The sequence below is a fragment of the Mycobacterium sp. TH-M103 genome (assembly GCF_057473785.1).
Genome location: NZ_JBYCLG010000086.1, coordinates 1 through 20,497, shown reverse-complemented (window position 1 = coordinate 20,497; position 20,497 = coordinate 1). Strand labels below are relative to the sequence as shown.

General features: G+C 70.4%; 16 protein-coding genes and 1 pseudogene. 8 read left to right on the top strand and 9 right to left on the bottom strand.

What is annotated here, in order from left to right; genetic code table 11:
- The 3 genes and pseudogenes from AC2VOR_RS05010 to AC2VOR_RS05000 all read left to right on the top strand — a co-directional run.
- Positions 1-177, top strand: a pseudogene (locus AC2VOR_RS05010) (HNH endonuclease signature motif containing protein); the annotation flags it as partial.
- 40 nt (positions 178-217) lie between these two features.
- A complete protein-coding gene (locus AC2VOR_RS05005) occupies positions 218-1,111 on the top strand; it encodes a LysR family transcriptional regulator (RefSeq protein ID WP_486963300.1) in 894 nt (297 codons plus the stop codon).
- Between the two features lie 96 nt (positions 1,112-1,207).
- Entirely contained in the window at positions 1,208-2,362 is a 1,155-nt protein-coding gene (locus AC2VOR_RS05000) for an NAD-dependent formate dehydrogenase (RefSeq protein WP_369741060.1), read from the top strand.
- 9 nt (positions 2,363-2,371) lie between these two features.
- Here AC2VOR_RS05000 and AC2VOR_RS04995 read toward each other — a convergent pair whose 3' ends face one another.
- From AC2VOR_RS04995 to AC2VOR_RS04980, 4 genes are all read right to left on the bottom strand, one after another.
- On the bottom strand, positions 2,372-3,817 hold the full coding sequence (locus tag AC2VOR_RS04995; protein WP_486963299.1) for a lipase maturation factor family protein: 1,446 nt from the start codon (positions 3,815-3,817) through the stop codon (positions 2,372-2,374).
- Positions 3,818-3,905: 88 nt separating this feature from the next.
- Complete coding sequence (locus tag AC2VOR_RS04990; RefSeq protein ID WP_486963301.1) at positions 3,906-8,120, bottom strand: alpha-(1->3)-arabinofuranosyltransferase domain-containing protein; 4,215 nt, start codon at positions 8,118-8,120, stop codon at positions 3,906-3,908.
- Positions 8,121-8,172: 52 nt separating this feature from the next.
- Positions 8,173-8,346, bottom strand: a complete 174-nt coding sequence (locus tag AC2VOR_RS04985) for a DUF2613 domain-containing protein (RefSeq protein ID WP_144950317.1) — start codon at positions 8,344-8,346, stop codon at positions 8,173-8,175.
- A 53-nt stretch (positions 8,347-8,399) separates the two neighbouring features.
- Positions 8,400-8,597 (bottom strand): DUF2613 domain-containing protein, encoded by a 198-nt coding sequence (locus AC2VOR_RS04980; RefSeq protein ID WP_369741059.1) that lies wholly within the window; start codon positions 8,595-8,597, stop codon positions 8,400-8,402.
- 123 nt (positions 8,598-8,720) lie between these two features.
- Between AC2VOR_RS04980 and AC2VOR_RS04975 the strand changes: the two genes are divergently transcribed.
- Genes AC2VOR_RS04975 through AC2VOR_RS04965 form a run of 3 tightly spaced genes read left to right on the top strand, consistent with a single transcriptional unit; the run spans position 8,721 to position 11,816 of the window.
- Entirely contained in the window at positions 8,721-9,872 is a 1,152-nt protein-coding gene (locus AC2VOR_RS04975; RefSeq protein ID WP_369741058.1) for a glycoside hydrolase family 3 N-terminal domain-containing protein, read from the top strand.
- A 28-nt stretch (positions 9,873-9,900) separates the two neighbouring features.
- Positions 9,901-10,551, top strand: coding sequence for a TetR/AcrR family transcriptional regulator (locus AC2VOR_RS04970; protein WP_369741057.1), 651 nt, complete (start codon positions 9,901-9,903; stop codon positions 10,549-10,551).
- A complete protein-coding gene (locus AC2VOR_RS04965) occupies positions 10,548-11,816 on the top strand; it encodes a chloride channel protein (RefSeq protein WP_369741056.1) in 1,269 nt (422 codons plus the stop codon). Before AC2VOR_RS04970 ends, AC2VOR_RS04965 begins: the two co-directional genes overlap by 4 nt.
- Before the next feature lie 6 nt (positions 11,817-11,822).
- On the opposite strand, the gene AC2VOR_RS04960 is transcribed toward AC2VOR_RS04965, so the two are convergent.
- Both AC2VOR_RS04960 and AC2VOR_RS04955 read right to left on the bottom strand, forming a co-directional pair.
- On the bottom strand, positions 11,823-12,674 hold the full coding sequence (locus AC2VOR_RS04960) for a MaoC/PaaZ C-terminal domain-containing protein (RefSeq protein ID WP_369741055.1): 852 nt from the start codon (positions 12,672-12,674) through the stop codon (positions 11,823-11,825).
- A 22-nt stretch (positions 12,675-12,696) separates the two neighbouring features.
- Positions 12,697-14,061: a 3-oxoacyl-ACP reductase gene (locus AC2VOR_RS04955; protein ID WP_369741054.1), complete on the bottom strand. Its 1,365-nt coding sequence runs from the start codon at positions 14,059-14,061 to the stop codon at positions 12,697-12,699.
- 133 nt (positions 14,062-14,194) lie between these two features.
- Here AC2VOR_RS04955 and AC2VOR_RS04950 point away from each other — a divergent pair, with 133 nt between their 5' ends.
- Positions 14,195-15,541: an acetyl-CoA C-acetyltransferase gene (locus tag AC2VOR_RS04950; RefSeq protein ID WP_486963298.1), complete on the top strand. Its 1,347-nt coding sequence runs from the start codon at positions 14,195-14,197 to the stop codon at positions 15,539-15,541.
- Positions 15,542-15,766: 225 nt separating this feature from the next.
- Here AC2VOR_RS04950 and AC2VOR_RS04945 read toward each other — a convergent pair whose 3' ends face one another.
- Complete coding sequence (locus tag AC2VOR_RS04945; RefSeq protein WP_486963297.1) at positions 15,767-17,602, bottom strand: acyl-CoA dehydrogenase; 1,836 nt, start codon at positions 17,600-17,602, stop codon at positions 15,767-15,769.
- A gap of 258 nt (positions 17,603-17,860) precedes the next feature.
- Here AC2VOR_RS04945 and AC2VOR_RS04940 point away from each other — a divergent pair, with 258 nt between their 5' ends.
- The gene (locus AC2VOR_RS04940) at positions 17,861-18,349 is read left to right on the top strand and encodes a flavin reductase family protein (RefSeq protein ID WP_369741051.1); all 489 of its coding nucleotides are present in this window, start codon (positions 17,861-17,863) and stop codon (positions 18,347-18,349) included.
- 10 nt (positions 18,350-18,359) lie between these two features.
- On the opposite strand, the gene AC2VOR_RS04935 is transcribed toward AC2VOR_RS04940, so the two are convergent.
- Both AC2VOR_RS04935 and AC2VOR_RS04930 read right to left on the bottom strand, forming a co-directional pair.
- Positions 18,360-19,106, bottom strand: a complete 747-nt coding sequence (locus tag AC2VOR_RS04935; protein WP_369741050.1) for a succinate dehydrogenase/fumarate reductase iron-sulfur subunit — start codon at positions 19,104-19,106, stop codon at positions 18,360-18,362.
- Positions 19,103-20,497, bottom strand: a 1,395-nt coding sequence (locus AC2VOR_RS04930) for a fumarate reductase/succinate dehydrogenase flavoprotein subunit (protein WP_486963296.1), incomplete at its 5' end; no start/stop codon positions are given. The genes AC2VOR_RS04930 and AC2VOR_RS04935, both read right to left, overlap by 4 nt.

Below are 20,497 nucleotides of genomic sequence, written 5' to 3'. Positions count from 1 at the left end.
GAAGTCCACCACGTCACCGACTGGGCCACCTGTCGATGCACCGACATCGACGACCTCACCTTCGCCTGCGGCCCCCACCACCGCCTCCTACAACCCCACGGCTGGACCACCCGCAAAAACACCCACTGGCACCCCAAGAAACTGCTCCGCGCAGACGACGACGATGACGCGGCATAGCGGCAGCGGTGTTGCCCGTGTGGCGTGATCGAATGATTCCGTGCTGTTCCGTCAGTTGGAATACTTCGTAGCTCTCGCCCACGAGCGGCATTTCGCGCGTGCGGCCGGCGCCTGCTATGTCTCGCAACCCGCGCTGTCCGAAGCCATCCGCAAGCTCGAACAGGAACTCGACGTGCCACTGGTCCGGCGTGGCCAGAAATTCGAGGGCCTCACCCCCGAAGGCGAGCGGTTGGTGCACTGGGCGCGGCGCATCCTGGCCGACCGCGACGCCCTCAAGCAGGAAGTCGCGGCGCTGCAGACCGGTCTCACCGGCGAGCTCCGGTTGGGTGTGGTGCCGGCGGCCTCGACCACCGTTGCGCTGCTCACGGATCCGTTCTGCGCCGCGCATCCGCTGGTCCGGGTTCGGCTCGAGATGAATCTGCGTTCCGCGGGGATCATCGAACGCGTTCGCCGGTTCGAACTCGACGTCGGGATCGTCTACCCCGACCAGCAGGACACCGACGAGCTCGTCGTCACCCCGCTGTATCGGGAGCGGCCTGTGCTCATCGCCGGTACCGAATTGCTCACCGGCCGGTCCGGCACGATCGCCTGGTCCGAGGCGGTCGAATTGCCGCTGTGCCTGCTGACACCCGGCATGCGTGGGCGCCGGCTCATCGACCAGGCGCTGCAACGCCAGGGGCTCGAGGTGACGCCGCAGCTGGAGACCGACTCGCTGGCGACTTTGCTCGCCCACGTACGCACGGGCCGGTGGGCAAGCATCGTCCCGCAGCCATGGATCGAAACCCTCGGCCCGCCCGCCGGGGTAGCCAGTCTGCCGCTCGATCAGCCACCCGTCACGGCGCTCATCGCGCTCGTCACCACCAAGGCGGAGCCCGGATCACCCGTCACCCGCGCGCTGCTACAGGTCGCGCGCGAGCGGCCTTATCACCGGTGATCGGCGTGGCCTATCGCGCAGTCGGAAACTCGTCTTGGACACCTGCGTCGTCGACCTCCGAGACTGGGATTGGTTGTCCTAGAGGGAGGATTCTCAATGGCCAAGTGCGTGATGGTGCTCTACCCCGATCCGGTCGGCGGGTACCCGCCCAGCTACGCCCGCGACGGCATCCCCGCGATCGCGGGCTATCCCGACGGCAGCACCGTGCCCACCCCCTCAAAGGTCGACTTCACGCCCGGGGAGCTGCTCGGCTGCGTCTCGGGCGCGCTGGGTCTGCGGAAGTTCCTTGAAGACAGCGGCCACCAGCTGGTGGTGACGTCGGACAAGGAGGGACCCGATTCCGAATTCGAGCGTGAACTGTCCGACGCGGATATCGTTATCTCCCAACCGTTTTGGCCCGCCTACCTCACCGAGGAGCGCATCGCGAAGGCTCCGCGGCTCAAGCTGGCGCTGACCGCGGGAATCGGCTCGGACCACGTGGACCTCAAGGCGGCCAAAGAGCGCGGGATCACCGTGGCCGAGGTGACGTACAGCAACAGCATCAGCGTCGCGGAGCACACGGTGATGCAGATTCTGGCGCTGGTGCGCAACTTCCTCCCGTCGCATCGCTGGGCCGCCGAAGGCGGCTGGAACATCGCCGACTGTGCCGAGCGCGCCTACGACCTGGAGGGCATGGACGTCGGGCTGATCGCCGCCGGCCGCATCGGGCGGGCGGTACTGCGCCGACTGGCGCCGTTCGACGTCAACCTGCACTACACCGACACACGCCGGCTTGCACCGGAGGTGGAGAGGGAACTGAACGTGACGTTTCACCCCGACGTGGCGTCGCTGGTGAAGTCCGTCGACGTCGTGTCCATCCACTCGCCCCTCTACGAGGACACCCGCCGGATGTTCGACGAGAGGCTGCTGGCCACGATGCGGCGCGGCTCATACATCGTCAACACCGCGCGCGGCGAGGAGACCGTGCCGGACGCCATCGCCGCCGCGCTGACGAGCGGTCAACTCGCCGGCTACGCCGGTGACGTGTGGTACCCGCAGCCGCCGCCGGCCGACCACCCATGGCGCACCATGCCGAACAACGCGATGACACCGCATGTTTCGGGCACCACGCTGTCCGCCCAGGCGCGCTACGCCGCGGGAACCCGTGAGATCTTGGAGTGCTTTTTCGCGGGGACGCCCATCCGTCCCGAGTACCTGATCGTCGAGGGTGGGAAGCTCGCGGGCACGGGAGCGCTGTCCTATCAGAGGTAGCCGGGGCCCTCAGGGCTTCGGAGAGGTCGCCTCCTGCAGCCTCATCGGCGCGACGTACCCGCCCGCCGGGGTGCGATGCCACCACGCCCGGTCGCGCCGCAGCTCCGCCGGTGTGGTGAACCGGTACTCGTAGAGCTGCGCGCGCACATATCGGGGCGGGGCGTCGGGAAAGGGGTTGTGCCGCAACAGGCGCAGTGTCGGACGGTCGTTGCGCAGCAGCCGCTGCAGCAGCGGCCGCAGCCACGGCTGGGCATAGCCGGGGGAGATGGCCGCGAACCACATCAGCCAGTCCAGCCGCAGGTGATACGGGGCCCACTGGCGGGGCAGCCGGCCCACCGCACCCGGTTTGCCCTTGAATTCGTATTCCTGCCAGACGGTCTGGCCGGTGATCTTGGCGTCCGCGGTCCCCTCGATCACCACCTCCCGCCGCACCCGGCCGATGCTGCCGAAGGCGCCGTAGGTGTTGACCAGGTGAAACGGGTTGAAGGACATGTTCATCCGCTGGCGCGCGGACAGCATGTTGCGCACCGGCCAGTAGCTCAGGAACAACACGGCCACGGCGAACGCCAGCACCAGGGCGGTGAACCACACCGGCGGCGAAGCCGGCACCGGATGCCCGGGCAGGGGCAGCAGCGCGCCCCAGGAGGAGTCGTCGATCGTGCTGCACGCCAACAGGATCGTGACCCAGTTGAGCCAGGCGAAGTTGCCCGAGGCCACCAGCCACAGCTGCGTGACGACGACGACCGCCGCGGCGAGGCCGGCCACCGGCTGCGGTGCGAACAACCCGAAAGGCACGACGAGCTGGGCGAAGTGGTTGCCGGCCACCTCGACGCGGTGCAGCGGCTTGGGCAGGTGGTGGAAGAACCAGCTGAACGGACCGGGCATCGGCTGCGTCTCGTGGTGGTAGTACAGGCACGTCAGGTCCCGCCAGCACTCGTCGCCCCGCATCTTGATCAGCCCGGCCCCGAACTCGACCCGGAACAACAGCAGGCGGGCCATCCACAACGTCAGCACCGGCGGGGCCACGCGGTCGTTGCCGAGGAAGATCACCAGAAAGCCGGCCTCCAGCAGCAGCGACTCCCAGCCGAACGAGTACCAGGCCTGCCCGACGTTGACGATCGACAGGTAGAGGACCCACAGCGTCAGCCACAGCAGCATCGCGGCCCACAGCGGCGCGAGGTCGGCCGCGCCGGCGACGAGGGCGGACGCCAGCGCCGCACCGAACCAGGAGACCCCGGCGAACACCCGATCGGAGTAGGCCAGATGAAAGACGCTGGGCGCGGTCCAGAACGACCTGCTGGCCAGGTACCGTGGCACCGGCAGTATTCCGTGCTCCCCGATGAGGGCGCGAAACTGCAGGGCGGCCCCCAGGAACGCCAACAGGTAGACGGCCGCGGTGCCGCGCACGAGCACCAGTCTGCCCAGCCAGTATTCGGGTGCGGACAACCAGCCCATGGCCATGACTCCTCACACGGTGGCGGTCACGCCCACCGGCATATCCAGTGAAGCAGCCGGTAAACCGGCAGCCAAGACCCGAGCCGGGCTATTCGGTGCGCTCGTCGCGGGCCCGGCGCGCCCGCCCGGGCAGCACGACCGCGGAAGCCGCGACCGCGGCGAGCGAGATCAGCGCCGGCAGTTGCACAGTCGCCGAATGCCCGGCGTAGAAGTCGACGGACCGCCACGGATGCCGGGACAGCACCGCCCCGGCCAGGATCAGCCCGCCCGCGCTCAGAGCAACCATGACCGCGTCGGCGTTGCGGTGCCGCAGCGCATACCGCAGCGCGAACGCGGCACCGGCCACGACCACCCCCGCGGCGCCGGCTATCACCGCGGCGGCCGCCAGCACCGCGACCGCCGCCCACACGCCGGGCGCCCATGGTGCCGGCGGCGGGTCGCCGTCGCAGCGACGGCGTCGCCACCAGGCGAGCAGGGCCAGCAACGGCAGCAGCGCCAGCCCCAGCACGAGGCCGGCCCGATACTGCGCGTTCGAGGCGAACGTCAGCGTGATGGTGCCGGGATCGCCCGCGGGCACCACCCAGCCCTGCTGCCATCCGTTGACGGCCACCGGCGTCAGCCGGACCCCGGCGGCGGTGCGCGCCACCCAGCCGGGGTTGACGCTCTCGGGAACGACCAGCACCCGGGGCCGCGGCGACGCCGGCGCGCGCACCTCGCGGTGATCGGAGCTCCACGCTCCGGTCGCCGCGGGCGTGGCGGCGCCGGAACCGACGGGCAGCTCGGTCGTCCCGGCAGCCGCCAGCTGGGCCCCGTCCACCACGAACGCGGCGCCCGGGCTGATCAGCAGCTCCTGCCGGCCGGCCGGCAGCGCGATCGGGTCGCGTTCGCAGGGCAGCGCGGGTACGGGGTCACCGGCCAGCAGTGCGCCCGCGGTGGTCCGGATCGAGGTGTGCACGAATCGGCCGGCGACCGCGATGACGGGGCCGTGGTCGCAGTCGACGGCGACCTCCCGCGACCGGTTGCGGGCGGCGTCGGCGGGCGCGATCGGCCTGCCGTCGGCGCCGAGGACCGTGATCTCGGCCAGCCCCGGGGGTTTGAGCTGGTCGAATCCCAGCGCGTTGCGGTCGATGACGTCCTGCCAGTGCAGCAGGCTGACGGTGACGGTGCCGGTGACGCGTGGGTGCAGCGAAACCGTCTGGGCCCCGTCGGCTTTCACCTCTCGGACCTGGGGGCCGTCGCCCAGGTTGACGGCCACCAGCGTCGGGCGCGCCGGTAGCGCCGCGCCGCTGGGCACCACGCGCAGCCCGGTCACCTCGGTGGGCCGCGGCAGGGTGAGGGTCAGCGTCGGCGGGACTTTGTGCTGCACCAGCCGCTGCGGCGCCGTCCACGCGGTGGCCGGGTCGCCGTCGGTGGCCGCGTACGCGGAGCCCAGGACGTCCACCGTGTCGGCATCGCCCTGTGCCCGAGTGGTATTCGGCTCGGCGATCAGATCGGCCAGCTTGGGTCCCTGCCGGGGCCGCACCCACACCGTCGGGGTCACCGACGTCGGCTTCGGCACGGCCAGGGTGCGGCTGACGGTGACCGGCTCCTCGGCCACCAGCGCCATCGACGCCGCGCAGCGCACGCTGTCCGGCGCCGGGGCGCATCCCGGCCGGCCGAGCAGTTCCGGGCCCAGGTCCCAGCCCGCGACGGCCGCGCCCGGCGGCGGCGCCGGAACCAGAGCGGTGTGGCGCAGGTCGACGGGATGGGCGAAGCCCGACGCGTCGTACTGGGTGATCGACAGCTCGGTGATGCCGAACTGCACGCCGGAGGACCCGTTGTCGGTGCCGGCCGCGGTGATCCGCACCCACGGGGTCTCGCCGTAGGGCAGTGCGGCGGTGAGCGGCTCGCCGGCCTTGTCGAATCGCAACGTGGTGCTGCCGGTGGCGGTTTCGACCAGGATGCGGCGCACCTGGGCGCCGACGGCGGTCGGGCTGGGCGTCACGGTGATGACCGCGTTGGTCAGCGGATGGTCGAAGTCGACCTGGAACCACTGCCCGACGGCGGCCTGCAATCCGTTGGACACCCAGGCGGTCGCCGGGTCGCCGTCGACCGCGGCGGCGGGGGAGGTGGCCGGGGCGACGTCGGGCATCGCCGTGGCGTCCGACGAGGAACTGGACACGGTGACGCGGCCGCCGGTCCAGGCGCCGTACACCACTTCGGCGCCGGGCGCCGGGTAGTCGGGCACCCGGTTGAAGGTGTGCCGGGTGTCGCCGGCCGCCCTTACGGCCGAGGAGTGCTGGTCCACCCGGCCGTAGTCGGTTTCGCGGGCCACCGGGGTGTCGGTGACGGTCACGAGCGGTGTCGGCAGGCCGGCGCGCCGGGCGTCCGCGGTCATCAGCACCGGGCCCAGTGCGGGCTGTCCCCGCAGCCGCCGGCGCTCGTCGAGGCGCAGCAGCACCTCGGGCCCGCCGTCGACGCGGCCCAGCCCGTCGGTGTCGGCGAAGTAGGGCGCGCCGGGGTCGCCGGCCACCTCCACCCGGTAGATCTCGACCGCGGGATAGCGCGGCCGCAGTCCGCTGTCGGCGACGAAGCCCGCCACGGAGCCGGGGCCCACCGGCGCGCCGAACTGCGCCACCTTCGCCAGGCGCGGCGACCCCTCGACGGCGCGGTGCACCAGGATGGGGCGCGCCGAGCGCGAGGTGTCGGGATCCAGGTCGTTGCGCAGCACCAGATACGAAATGCCCTGGCGCGCAAGGGTGTCGGCGAGTCCGGCCGACGGACGCCCGGCGGCGAACAGGCGTTGCACCGAATCCAGCGCCCGGATGGTTTGCGGCGGCGTCAGCGGGATGGAGTCGCGCACCCCCCACGGGCTGTCGCCGAGCACCTGCAACGGCTCGTCGTGGCTGGTGCCCCACACCTGGGTGGCAAACGGCGCCCCGGGCACCACGAGCACGCGCCCGGGCCGCGGCGTCCCGGTGTTGTGCTCGTCGAGCCACGCGGCGGCGTCCTGCCAGTAGCGCGGTATCGCGGTGAACGCGCCGGGCGGGGTCAGCCGGCCGGTCCAGGCCAGCGACGTGCTGACCAGCAGCGCCGTGAACACCACGATCGCGACCGCGACCCGCCTGTCGCGTTCCGGGTGGGCGAACGCCCGCAGCCACACCCGCGCCGGGCTGAAACCGGGAAGGGGCACCCGGCCCAGCAACTGGGCGATGCCCAGCGCCACCGGGATCCGCACGACCGATTCCAGCTTGTGCACGTTGCGCAGCGGCGCGCCGCCGGCGTCCAGGAACGCCTGCACCTGATGCGCCAGGGGCGATCCCAGCCCCCCGCTGTAGCCCGCGGCCATCAGCAGCACACCGACCAGCAGCATCGTCACCAGCCGGCCCCGCGCGGGCATGCCCCCGCCGTTGTCGAAACCGGCCAGCCCGGCCAGCCCGGCCGCCGCGACCAGGCAGGTGCCCAGGATGGCCGCCGACCCGGTCACCAGCGGCGCGCCCGCGGTGGCGCTCGGCGCGACGAACGGGGTCCAGCTGTCGGTGCCGCGCAGGATCTCGGTCAGCGACGACCACTGGGTGGTCACGCCCGAGGATTCGATGAAGTCCAGGAAGGGGGGACTGATGGCGTGCAGCTGGGCCAGCGCCACCACCCACCACAGCACCGCCAGCGTCACCGAGAGCGCCCACCACCCGGTGTAGCGCCACCACAGCCGGTTCGGCCGGTGGCAGGCCCACCAGATCACCGCGGGCAGGCAGCCGGCCAGCGTCGCGATGGCGTTGACCGCACCCATCAACGCGACCGCCAGCCCGGCCTGCCCGGCCAGCGCCCGCACGGACCTGCCGGAGCGACCCCGCAGTGCCAGGATCGTCGGCAGCAGCACCCAGGGCGCCAGCATCATCGGCAGCGTTTCCGACGAGATCGACCCGAGCGTGGTCAGTACCCGCGGCGACAGCGCGAACGCGGCCGCGGCGATCACCCGGGATGCCGGGCTGCCGACGCCCAGCGCCTCGGCGACCCGCAGCAGCCCCCAGAAACCCGCGGCGAGCAGCAGCGCCCACCACAGGCGCTGAGTCGCCCAGCCGGGTATCCCCAGCAGGTGGCCGGCCAGGAAGAAGGTGCCGTGCGGGAACAGGTAGCCGTAGGCCTGGTTCTGCGCCTGGCCGAACGGTAGGTCGCTGTTCCACAGGCTGGTCGCGCGGCCCAGAAACCGCAGGGGGTTGGCGGTCAGGTCGAGTTTGGTGTCGGGGGAGATCCGGCCGGGGGACTGGGCGAACGTCAACGCCAGCGCGAATGCGGCGGCCAAGAGCAGCCACAGCCGGGACAGCGGGGCGGCCGGCGGGGGCGGGACCGGCGCACCGGCCCGCGTCCGCGCCGGGTCAGCTACGGTTGCCGTACTCGACCCGGTTGAGCACTGACGACTGCGGATCGCCCCCGGGAAGTGGCGGCTTCGTGTCCTGCTGCACCATCAACGTCACCCCGAAAGTCGCTGCCGCACCCAGCAACAGACCCACCACCACGCTGGCGGCGGCGGGCGCGACGATCCTGTTCATCGGGGGCTCCTCGGGACGTGCAGACCTAGCGCCAACCTAGCAGACGGGTCGCCTCACGGCCGCGGGCAATCCTGCCCGTGACCACACCGGTCGCCGTACTGCACGACGGCGGGGCGGGCCGGGGCGGGCGGCGCCTGCGCGGGCGCCATGTCGTGGTCCGCCACGGCGAGCGTGACGCCGACGGTCGTGACGGCGCCGATCGAGAGACCCGCCACCATGCTGGCCGCGGCGGCCAGCAGCAGCCTGGTCATTGGTGGCTCCTTGGGTTTCGTCCCTGTGAATCCCCCGTGGAATGCCCCGGGGATCGGGCGTCAAACGTCACGCGGCGCGCCCCGAGACCGGAGCCCCGGACGGGGCCGTGACACCATGTGCCGATGCCTTTTCCGCGCACCCTGGCCGCGCTGGCCGCAGCATCGGTAATGGCGGGCGCGCTGGTGGCGGGCTGCGGCCAGCACGCCGCACGGCCCCCCGCCGCCTCCTCGGGCGCGGCGGCCAAGCCCGCTCCCGCGCCGGCCTGCGGCGACCCCACGGCCCAGCTGTCGACCCGCGACAAGCTGGCGCAGCTGTTGATGGTGGGGGTGAAGAACGCCGACGACGCCCGGGAAGTCGTCGACGGATACCACGTCGGCGGCATCTTCATCGGCAGCTGGACGGACCTGTCGATCTTCCGGGGGCCCCTGGCCGACATCGCCGCGCACGCGGGTCCGCTGCCGCTGGCGGTCAGCGTCGACGAGGAGGGCGGCCGGGTGTCCCGCTTGAGGTCGCTGATCGGGTCGTCCCCCTCACCCCGGGTGCTGGCCCGGACGCAGACCGTCGCGCAGGTACACGACCTGGCTGCCGAGCGTGGCAAGAAGATGCGCGAACTCGGCATCACCGTCGACTTCGCCCCGGTGGTCGACGTCACCGACGCCCCCGACGATTCCGTGATCGGCGACCGCTCGTTCGGCAGCGACCCGAAGACGGTCACCGACTACGCCGGCGCGTACGCGCAGGGCCTGCGCGACGCCGGGTTGCTGCCGGTGCTCAAGCATTTCCCCGGGCACGGGCACGGCTCCGGCGACTCGCATTCGGGTGGGGTGGTGACGCCGCCGCTGAGCGAGCTGCAAACCGCCGACCTGGTGCCCTACCGGACGTTGGTGAAGGCGGCCCCGGTCGCGGTGATGATGGGACACCTGCAGGTTCCCGGGCTGACCGACGGCGTCCCGGCCAGCCTCAGCAGGCCTGCGGTGCAGTTGCTGCGCGACGGCACCGGCTATGGCGGCCCGGCGTTCAACGGCCCGGTGTTCAGCGACGACCTGTCGAGCATGGCCGCGATCTCCGATCGCTACGGCGTCGCCGAGGCGGTACTGCGCAGCCTGCAGGCGGGCACCGACGTCGCGCTGTGGGTCACCACGGCGGAGGTTCCCGCGGTGCTCGACCGGCTCGACAAGGCGGTCGCCGCCGGCGAACTGGCGATGCCGGCAGTCAACGAGTCGGTGGTGCGCGTGGCGGCGATGAAGGGCCGCAGCCGGGCGTGCGGGCGCTGATACTCCGCGAAGTCGTTACTCTTGGTGCATGGCAGGTGGTACCAAGCGGCTGCCGCGTGCCGTGCGCGAGCAGCAGATGCTCGATGCCGCGGTGCAGATGTTCTCGGTCAACGGCTACCACGAGACCTCGATGGACGTCATCGCGGCCGAGGCGCGGATCTCCAAGCCGATGCTCTACCTGTACTACGGCTCCAAGGAAGACCTGTTCGGGGCGTGCCTGAACCGCGAGTTGAGCAGGTTCATCGACGCGGTGCGCGCCGACATCGACTTCACGCAGAGCCCCAGGGACCTGATGCGCAACACCATCGGGTCGTTCCTGCGCTACATCGACACCAACCGGGCGTCGTGGATCGTGATGTACACGCAGGCCAGCAGCTCGCAGGCGTTCGCCCACATGGTGCGCGACGGGCGCGAGCAGATCATCGAGATGGTGGCGGGCCTGGTGCGCGCCGGCAGCCGCACCCCGCGGTCGGAGACCGAACACCAGATGATGGCCGTGGCGCTGGTGGGCGCCGGTGAGGCGATGGCCACCCGGCTCTCCACCGGCGACATCGACGTCGACGAGGCGGCCGAGCTGATGATCGACCTGTTCTGGCACGGTCTGCGTGGCGCCCCGGAGGATCGCGAGCCTGCGACGGCGCTGCACGACGTCGGCGGTCCGGGCACCTTGTCGGAGTGACCCCTACCTTCGTACGCCGCAACCTGGACTTCTTCTGCGCGGTGATCGCCGTCGGCCTGCTGGCCGGGGTCGCCGGATTGACGACGTCGGCGGTGCTGCGCTTCGTCGAGCACCTGACCTACCACTACACCTTCGGGACGCTGCTGGCCGGGATCACCGGCAGCAGCCCGGTGCGCCGTGCGCTGGGGCCCATGATCGGCGCTGTGGTGGCGGCGGTCGGCTGGTGGCTCCTGCGGCGAAGGACGAAGGTGCCAGAGCTCGCGCAGACCGTAGCCCGCGGGGAGCGGGTACCGCGCCTGACGTGGAGCGTCGACGCCCTGCTGCAAGTCGTGCTGGTCGGTTCCGGTGCCTCCCTCGGCCGGGAGGGGGCTCCGCGCCAGTTCGCGGCCGCCCTCGGCGACGTGGCCCTCGGTTGGCTCAGGAGGCTACCCGCAAGCGACCGGCAGATCCTGCTGGCGTGCGCGGCCGGGGCCGGGCTCGGCGCGGTCTACGCCGTTCCGCTGGCCGGCGCGCTGTTCTCGGTGCGCATCGTCCTGAAGACCTGGCGGTTGCGGGCGCTGGGGACGGCTTTGATCACCTCCAGCCTCGCCGTCGCGGTCGGTTCGCTCATCACCAAGGACCGCCCCGTGCTGAACTGGCCCAACCTGGGGCTGGCACCGGTGCTGACCGGGCATGCGCTGCTGCTGGCCCCAGTGGCGCTTGCGGTGGGACTGGCGTTCGACCGGCTGATGGCGGCCGCCCGCCCGGCGCGCCAGCTGCGGACGTGGGTGCTGGTTCCTGCGCTCGCGGCCGCCGGGCTGGTGATGGGCGTCTTGTCGCACTGGTGGCCCGAGCTGCCCGGCAACGGGCGCAGCATCCTGACCGTCAGCCTGGCCAGCGGTATGACGCTGTCGGGGGCCGCGTTGCTCCTCGTCCTCAAACCGCTGCTGACCGCGCTGTTCCTGCGCGCCGGCGGTGCCGGCGGCATGCTGACGCCGTCGCTGGCCACCGGTGCGGCGGCCGGGTCGCTGATGGCGCTTGTCATCGACTGGGCACTCGGGACCCATCTGCATTTGCCGACGGTCTCGCTGGCCGGCGCCGCGGGGGTGCTCGCCGTCACCCAGGGGTCGCCGCTGTGGGCTGCGGTCTTCGTCTGGGAACTCGCCGAGCCCCCGCTGTGGCTGTTTCAGATCTTCCTGGTCACCGCGGTCGGCGCGCACCTGCTCAAAGTTGTCGCGTCGGTTCGCGATACGCCCCCGCCGACGCCATACCCGCGCACCCGCTGAAAGCAGTTACAGCGCGCGGACGGTCCCCGTCAGGTACGGGTAGTTCTTGGCGACGTTGCGCAGCTCCAGGTCCCAGCCCGCGGCGCCGGTGTCGCATTCCCGGACGTAAAGGCCCGCGGTGGCCGGCAGTACCAGCGGCTTGCCGAACCGCACCGAATACCGCACCGCATCGGGCAGCCGTGCCTCGATGTTCGCCAATACCGCCGCGGCACTGAACATCCCGTGCGCGATGACCGTGGGGAAACCGAACAGCCTGGCGGCGATCGGGTTGGTGTGGATCGGGTTGTGATCGCCGGCGACGGCGGCGTAGCGGCGGATCTGTCCCGGTGTCACCCGCAGCAGCGCGCTGGGCGGCGGCAGCTTCGGCGGCTTCTGCGGCGGCGGCTTCGGTTCGTCCGACAGGCTCGTGCGCTGCTGGTGCAGAAACGTCGTCACCTGGTGCCACGCGTCGTCGTTGCCGACGCTGACGTCGGTCACCAGGTCGACCAGCAGGCCTTTGCGGTGTTCGCGCAGGTTCTCCGCGCGCACCCGCACCCCGACCGTGTCGGTCACCGCGATCGGCCGGTAGGCGGTGATGTGGTTCTCGGTGTGCACCGCTCCCATCGCCGCGAACGGAAAGTCGAAACCGGTCACCAGCGACATCACCGCGGGGAAGGTCAACGCGAACGGGTAGGTCAGCGGCACGTGGTTGCCGTAGCGCAGGCCGGTGAGCGACGCGTAGGCGGCGACGTTGGCGTGGTCGATGGGCACCTCCTCGACCGTGACCGTGCGGGTCGGCAGCTGGTCCGAACGGGCCACCAGCGGGAGGGCCCCGGCCGCTGCGCGCAGCATGTTCAGCATGCCGCTCGGCTGATTCATCGTGTTCTCCCGGGAGTTGTGGTCACGCGCCCAGCATGGCCTGGCCGCAGACGCGGATGACGTTGCCGGTCACCGCGTTGGAGGCCGGGTTGGCGAAGTAGGCGATGGTCTCGGCGACGTCGACCGGCTGGCCGCCCTGCAGCAGCGAGTTCATCCGCCGGCCCACCTCGCGGGTCATCAGCGGGATGGCCTCGGTCATCTTGGTCTCGATGAAGCCGGGTGCGACGGCGTTGATCGTGATGCCCTTCTCGTAGAGTCCCGGTGCCAGGGCCTGGGTCAGGCCGATCATCCCGGCCTTGGTGGTGGCGTAGTTGGTCTGCCCGCGGTTGCCCGCGATGCCTGCCATCGAGGACAGGCCGATCACCCGGCCGCCCGCGCCAATGCTGCCGTTGCCGACCAGCCCCTCGGTGAGCCGCAGCGGGGCGAGCAGGTTGACCGCCAGCACGGCGTCCCAGCGGGCGTCGTCCATGTTGGCCAGCAGCTTGTCGCGGGTGATGCCGGCGTTGTTGACCAGGACGTCGGCGTGGCCGCCGTAGTGGTCGCGCAGGTGCTGGGTGATCCTGTCGACGGCGTCCTCGGCGGTGACGTCGAGCGCCAGCGCGGTGCCCCCCACCCGGCTCGCGACCTCGGCCAGAGACTCGGCGGCCGACTCCACGTCGACCGCGACGACGCGCGCGCCGTCGCGGGCGAACACCTCGGCGATGGTCGCGCCGATGCCGCGGGCGGCGCCGGTCACGATGGCGACCTTGCCATCCAGCGGGCGGTCCCAGTCGCCCGGCGCGGTGGAGTCGGCCTCCCCGATGTAGAACACCTGGCCGTCCACGTACGCCGACTTGCCCGACAGGATGAAGCGCAGGGTCGATTCCAGGCCCGTCGCGGCCGGCTTGGCGTGCGGCGACAGGTACACCAGCGCCGCGGTGGCGCCGTGGCGCAACTCCTTGCCCAGCGAGCGGGTGAAGCCCTCCAGGGCGCGCTGCGCGATCTGTTCGTCGGTGCCGGCGGCCGCGTTGGGCGTGGTGCCGACGACCACGACGCGCGACGAGTGCCCGAGGTTGCGCAGCACCGGGGTGAAGAACTCGTACAGTCCGCGAAGCCCGTCCGGCGCCGTGATGCCGGTGGCGTCGAAGACGAGGCCGCCGAACTTGTCGGCCCAGCGGCCGCCGATGTTGTTGCCGACCACCTCGTAGTCCTCGGCCAGTGCCGCGCGCATCGGCTCGACCACCCGGCCTTCCCCGCCGATCAGCAGCGATCCGGCCAGGGGCGGGTCGCCGGGTGAGTACCGGCGCAGCGTCTCGGGCTGGGGGAGCCCGAGCTGTTTTGCCAGGAACGATCCGGGGCCGGAGTTGACCACCTGTGACAACAGATCGGACGAAAGCTTGGGAGCCACTGCACTGCCTTCCATTTCCTCGGGGGTCGGTAGTTTCGATTCCTATAGGGCCAACGGTATCGATGCTGAACTTACTTCAGAGTAAGAACAGCCGGTAGTATGGCCCCCGACGACCCACACCGACATACCGGAGATGATCGTGGCCCCTGCAGAGGCAAACAACCAGCCTGCCCGGACGAGCGCTCAGACCAGGCGACGCGTCGCCGTGCTGGGTGGCAACCGGATCCCCTTCGCCCGCTCGGACGGCGCCTACGCCGAGGCGTCCAACCAGGACATGTTCACCGCGGCCCTGGACGGCTTGGTGGACCGGTTCGGCCTGGCCGGCGAGCGGCTGGGCGTGGTGGTCGGCGGCGCAGTCCTCAAACACAGCCGCGACTTCAACCTGACGCGCGAGAGCGTGCTGGGTTCCGAGCTGTCGTCGTACACGCCCGCGTTCGACATCCAGCAGGCCTGCGGAACCGGCCTGCAGGCGGCCATCGCCGCGGCCGACGGGATCGCGTCGGGCCGCTACGAGGTGGCCGCCGCCGGCGGGGTGGATACCACCTCCGACCCGCCGATCGGGTTTGGCGACGACCTGCGCCGCACCCTGCTGCGGCTGCGCCGGGCCGCGTCGCACGTCGAGCGGCTCAAGCTGGTCGGCAAGCTGCCAGCCACCCTCGGCGTCGAGATTCCGGCCAACAAGGAGCCGCGCACCGGGATGTCGATGGGTGAGCACGCGGCCGTCACCGCCAAGCAGATGGGCATCACACGCGTCGACCAGGACGAGTTGGCCGCCGCCAGTCATCGCAACATGGCCGCCGCCTACGACCGGGGCTTCTTCGACGACCTGGTCACGCCGTTTTTGGGGCTCTACCGCGACGACAACCTGCGTCCGGACTCCAGCGCGGAGAAGCTGGCCAGGCTGAAGCCGGTCTTCGGGGTCAAGGCCGGTGACGCGACGATGACGGCCGGCAACTCGACACCGCTGACCGACGGGGCGTCCGTGGCCCTGCTGGCCTCCGAGGACTGGGCGAGCAGCCATTCCCGGGCGCCGCTGGCCTACTTGGTGGACGCGGAGACCGCCGCGGTGGACTACGTCAACGGACGTGACGGCCTGCTCATGGCGCCGACCTACGCGGTGCCGCGGCTGCTGGCGCGAAACGGTCTGAGCCTGCAGGACTTCGATTTCTACGAGATCCACGAGGCATTCGCGTCGGTGGTGCTGGCGCACCTGCAGGCGTGGGAATCCGAGGACTACTGCAAGGAACGGCTGGGCCTCGACGCCGCGCTGGGTTCGATCGACCGGTCCAAGCTGAACGTCAACGGTTCGTCGCTGGCCGCCGGCCACCCCTTCGCGGCCACCGGCGGCCGGATTCTCGCCCAGGCGGCCAAGCAGGTCGCTGAGAAGAAGGCGGAGCGAAAAGGCAGTGGCACCGTCCGGGCGCTGATCTCGATCTGTGCCGCCGGTGGTCAGGGCGTCGCGGCGATCCTGGAGTCCTGATGGCACCCGGCCCAACGGAAATGACATGGGTCACACCCGGTTAGTCGCCCCGACGCCGGGTAACCCAAAAGTCCGGAAGCCCCGTGTTGTGGTCTGACCCCCCGACCCCGACGGCAATACGGGGCATCCCTTAATCTGCCGCCCGTCGGGCGTGACGGGCGCGCGAAATGGACCGCCGCTGGAAAGAGGGGATCCAGCGGCGGTCTTTTCGCGTCTCGGTGCCCGTCAGAAGGCGGCTTCGTCGAGCTCCATGATGTCGTTGTCCAGCGTCTCGATCACCTCGCGGGTGGCGGCCAGCATCGGCAGGAAGTTCTTTGCGAAGAAGGACGCGACCGCGACCTTGCCCTCGTAGAACGAGCGGTCCTCGCCGGTGGCGCCCGCGTCGAGCGCGGCCACGGCCACCGCGGCCTGACGCTGCAACAACCAGCCGATGACCAGGTCGCCGACGCTCATCAGGAAGCGCACCGACCCCAGTCCGACCTTGTACAGGCTCGTGACGTCCTCCTGGGCGGCCATCAGGTAGCCGGTCAGCGCGCCGGCCATCGCCTCGACGTCGGCCAGCGCCCTGGCCAACAGCTCGCGCTCGGACTTCAGCCGCCCGTTGCCTGACTCGCTGTCCACGAACTCCCGGATCTGGCCCGACACGTGGGCCAGCGCCACGCCCTTGTCGCGGACGATCTTGCGGAAGAAGAAGTCCTGCGCCTGGATGGCGGTCGTGCCTTCGTAGAGCGAGTCGATCTTGGAGTCCCGGATGTACTGCTCGATCGGGTAGTCCTGCAGGAAGCCGGACCCGCCCAGGGTCTGCAGGCTCTCGGTCAGCTTCGCGTACGCCTGCTCGGAGCCCACGCCCTTGACCACCGGAAGCATCAAATCGTTGACCTTGACGGCAAGGTCGGCGTCGACCCCGTGCAGCGCTCGGGCGACCGCGGCATCCTGATAGGTCGCGGTGAACAGGTACAGCGCCCGCAGCCCCTCGGCGTAGGCCTTCTGGGTCATCAGCGACCGGCGCACGTCCGGGTGGTGCGTGATGGTCACTCGCGGCGCGGTCTTGTCGGTCATCTGGGTCATGTCGGCGCCCTGCACCCGCGACTTGGCGTATTCCAGCGCGTTGAGGTAGCCGGTCGACAGGGTCGCGATGGCCTTGGTGCCGACCATCATCCGGGCCATCTCGATGACCTCGAACATCTGCGCGATACCGTTGTGCACCTCGCCGACCAGCCAGCCCTTGGCGGGCACGTCGTGCTGGCCGAACGACAACTCACAGGTCGCCGATACCTTCAGGCCCATCTTGTGCTCGACGTTGGTCACGAACACGCCGTTGCGCTCACCCGGTTCGCCGGTCTCGAAGTCGAACAGGAACTTGGGCACCATGAACAGGGACAGTCCCTTGGTGCCGGGACCGGCGCCCTCGGGGCGGGCCAGCACCAGGTGGACGATGTTCTCGAACAGGTCGTCGGAGTCGGCGGAGGTGATGAATCGCTTCACGCCCTCGATGTGCCAGGACCCGTCGTCCTGCCGAACGGCCTTGGTGCGGCCGGCGCCCACGTCCGAACCGGCGTCCGGCTCGGTGAGCACCATGGTCGCGCCCCACCCGCGCTCCGCGCACAGCACCGCCCACTTCTTCTGCTCCTCGGTACCGAGGTGGTAGATGATGTTGGCGAATCCGGCACCGCCGGCATACATCCACACCGCCGGGTTCGCGCCGAGGATGTGCTCGTGCAGCGCCCACACCAGCGCCTTGGGCATCGGCATGCCGCCCAGCGCCTCGTCGATGCCGGCCTTGTCCCACCCCGCTTCCAGGAGGGCCCGGACGGACTGCTTGAAGGATTCCGGCAGCGACACGGCATGGGTCTTCGGGTCGAACACCGGCGGGTTGCGGTCTCCGTCGGCGAACGACTCGGCGACGGGCCCCTCGGCCAACCGGCTCATCTCCGTCAACATCTCGCGGGCGGTCTCGGCGTCCAGGTCGCCGTACTCGCCCGCCCCTAAAGCCTTGTCAACGCCCAGCACGTCGAACAGGTTGAACACCTGGTCGCGAACGTTGCTCTTGTAGTGGCTCACTACGGTCCTCCTCGTTGAGACTGCCACACAGTGGTTGGGTACTAGGTCTAAGTTACCCACCAGTAACTCAGCTAAAATATCTCCGCCGGACAGCTCCACGCAAGTCGGTGTGAGCTAAATTTCACAATCTAATCAACCAACCGGTTGGGCTGCGCGGTGTTCCCGACTGTCGGGGGACCCGTCCCGTCGCCCGTCGGCCGGCCGGCGGCTCTAGTAGGGTCGGGCGTGAAGTCGTCCGTCGATCCCGAGCGAAGGCCGATGAACTCGAACAACAAGCTGACCCCCACCTCGCTGCGCGAGGCGTTCGGCCATTTCCCGTGCGGAGTGGTCGCCATCGCCGCCCAGGTCGACGGCACCCGGGTGGGCTTGGCGGCCAGCACCTTCGTGCCGGTTTCGCTGGAACCGCCGCTGGTCTCGTTCTGTGTGCAGAACACCTCGACCACCTGGCCCAAACTGCAGAGCGTGCCGATGTTGGGCATCAGCGTGCTGGGCGAGGCCCACGACGAGGCCGCGCGCACCCTGGCCGCCAAGACCGGCGACAGGTTCGCCGGCCTGGAAACGGTGTCCAACGATTCCGGCGCGGTGTTCATCAAGGGCACCGGCCTGTGGCTGGAGAGCGCGGTCGAGCAACTGGTCCCGGCCGGTGACCACACCATCGTGGTGCTGCGCGTCAACGAGGTGACCGTGGACGCCGAGGTGGCGCCCATCGTGTTCCACCGCAGCGGCTTCCGGCGCCTGGGCGCCTAAAGCCAAAGCCTCAGCGGCGGAACAGCTTGTTACCCAGCCAGACGATCGGGTCGTACTTGCGGTCGGCGACGCGCTCCTTCATCGGGATCAGCGCGTTGTCGGTGATCTTGATGTTCTCCGGGCACACCTCGGTGCAGCACTTGGTGATGTTGCAGTAGCCCAGGCCGTGCTCTTCCTGCGCGTCGTTGCGCCGGTCCCGGGTGTCCAGTGGATGCATCTCGAGCTCGGCGATGCGCATCAGGAAGCGCGGTCCGGCGAACGCCTTCTTGTTCTCCTCGTGGTCGCGGATCACGTGGCAGACGTTCTGGCACAGGAAGCACTCGATGCACTTCCGGAATTCCTGGGAGCGCGCCACGTCGGCTTGGGCCATCCGGTACTCGCCGGGCCGCAGATCCTTCGGCGGCGCGAAAGACGGTATCTCGCGGGCCTTCTCGTAGTTGAACGACACGTCGGTCACCAGGTCGCGCAGGACGGGGAAGGTCCGCAGCGGCGTCACGGTGACCACCTCGTCCTCGGCGAACGTGGACATCCGGGTCATGCACATCAGCCGCGGCTTGCCGTTGATCTCGGCGGAGCAGGAGCCGCACTTGCCGGCCTTGCAGTTCCAGCGCACCGCGAGGTCGGGTGTCTGGGTCTGCTGCAGGCGGTGGATGACGTCGAGCACCACCTCGCCCTCGTTGACCTCGACTGTGAAGTCCTGCAGCGCGCCGCCGGCCTCGTCCCCACGCCACACCCGCAGGGTCGCGTCGTAGCTCATTTGCCTCTCCGTCCCGGATGCTCGGCCAGTTCGTCGTCGGTGAAGTATTTCTCCAGCTCGGAGAGCTCGAAGAGCTCCAGCAGGTCGGCACGCATCGGCACCTGATCCTCACGGGTGACCGTGGTGCCGGGGATCACGTCGTCGCCGTCCGTTGCCGCGCGGCAGACCAGCAACACCTTGCGCCACGACGAGTCCATCGACGGGTGGTCGTCGCGGGTGTGCCCGCCGCGGCTCTCGGTGCGCTCCAGCGCGGCCTTGGCGACGCATTCGCTGACCAGCAGCATGTTGCGCAGGTCGATGGCCAGGTTCCAGCCGGGGTTGTACCGGCGTTCACCCTCGACGTGGATGTTCTTGAACCGGGCCCGCAGCTTGTCGAGACGGTCCAGGGCCTCGCTGATCTCGTCCGCGTTGCGGATGATGCCGACCAGGTCGTTCATCGACTGCTGCAGCTCGTGCTGCAGGGTGTAGGGGTTCTCCGCCGCGGCCTTGTCGGCGGGGCCCTCGAACGGGGCCACCGCCCGCTTGGCGGCCGCGTCGAGCGCCTCCGGGGCGATCGTCGGCCGGCTGCTCAGCGCGCGCACGTAGTCGGCCGCGCCCAGGCCCGCCCGCCGGCCGAAGACGAGCAGGTCCGACAGCGAGTTGCCGCCCAGCCGGTTGGAGCCGTGCATGCCGCCCGAGCACTCCCCGGCGGCGAACAGGCCCGCGACCGTGGCCGCACCGGTGTCCGCGTCGACCTCGATCCCGCCCATCACGTAGTGGCAGGTTGGTCCGACCTCCATCGGCTCCTTGGTGATGTCCACGCCGGCCAGCTCCATGAACTGGTGATACATCGACGGCAGCCGCCGCTTGATCTGCTCGGGGGTCAGGCGGGACGCGATGTCCAGGTAGACCCCGCCGTGCGGGCTACCGCGGCCGGCCTTGACCTCGGAGTTGATGGCGCGCGCCACCTCGTCGCGGGGCAGCAGGTCGGGGGTGCGACGGGCGGAGTCGTTGTCCTTGAGCCATTGGTCCGCCTCCTGCTCGCTCTCGGCGTACTGGCCCTTGAAGACCGGGGGGATGTAGTCGAACATGAAGCGCTTGCCGTCGGAGTTCTTCAGCACCCCGCCGTCGCCGCGCACGCCCTCGGTGACCAGGATCCCCTTGACGCTCGGCGGCCACACCATGCCCGTCGGGTGGAACTGGACGAACTCCATGTTGATCAGCGACGCGCCGGCCCGCAGCGCCAGGGCGTGCCCGTCGCCGGTGTACTCCCAGGAGTTGGACGTCACCTTGAACGACTTGCCGATCCCGCCGGTGGCCATGACGATCGCGGGGGCCTCGAACACGATGAAGCGGCCGCTCTCGCGCCAGTAGCCGAACGCGCCGGCGATCCGGTCGCCGTCCTTGAGCAG

Coding starts and splice junctions, on each gene's coding strand:
- AC2VOR_RS04935 (WP_369741050.1), bottom strand. CDS start 19,106: ATGAGCTACGACGCGACCCTGCGGGTGTGGCGTGGGGACGAGGCCGGC.
- AC2VOR_RS04960 (WP_369741055.1), bottom strand. CDS start 12,674: ATGAATCAGCCGAGCGGCATGCTGAACATGCTGCGCGCAGCGGCCGGG.
- AC2VOR_RS04980 (WP_369741059.1), bottom strand. CDS start 8,597: ATGACCAGGCTGCTGCTGGCCGCCGCGGCCAGCATGGTGGCGGGTCTC.
- AC2VOR_RS04995 (WP_486963299.1), bottom strand. CDS start 3,817: ATGGGCTGGTTGTCCGCACCCGAATACTGGCTGGGCAGACTGGTGCTC.
- AC2VOR_RS05000 (WP_369741060.1), top strand. CDS start 1,208: ATGGCCAAGTGCGTGATGGTGCTCTACCCCGATCCGGTCGGCGGGTAC.
- AC2VOR_RS04950 (WP_486963298.1), top strand. CDS start 14,195: ATGATCGTGGCCCCTGCAGAGGCAAACAACCAGCCTGCCCGGACGAGC.
- AC2VOR_RS04970 (WP_369741057.1), top strand. CDS start 9,901: ATGGCAGGTGGTACCAAGCGGCTGCCGCGTGCCGTGCGCGAGCAGCAG.
- AC2VOR_RS04975 (WP_369741058.1), top strand. CDS start 8,721: ATGCCTTTTCCGCGCACCCTGGCCGCGCTGGCCGCAGCATCGGTAATG.
- AC2VOR_RS04940 (WP_369741051.1), top strand. CDS start 17,861: ATGAACTCGAACAACAAGCTGACCCCCACCTCGCTGCGCGAGGCGTTC.
- AC2VOR_RS04985 (WP_144950317.1), bottom strand. CDS start 8,346: ATGAACAGGATCGTCGCGCCCGCCGCCGCCAGCGTGGTGGTGGGTCTG.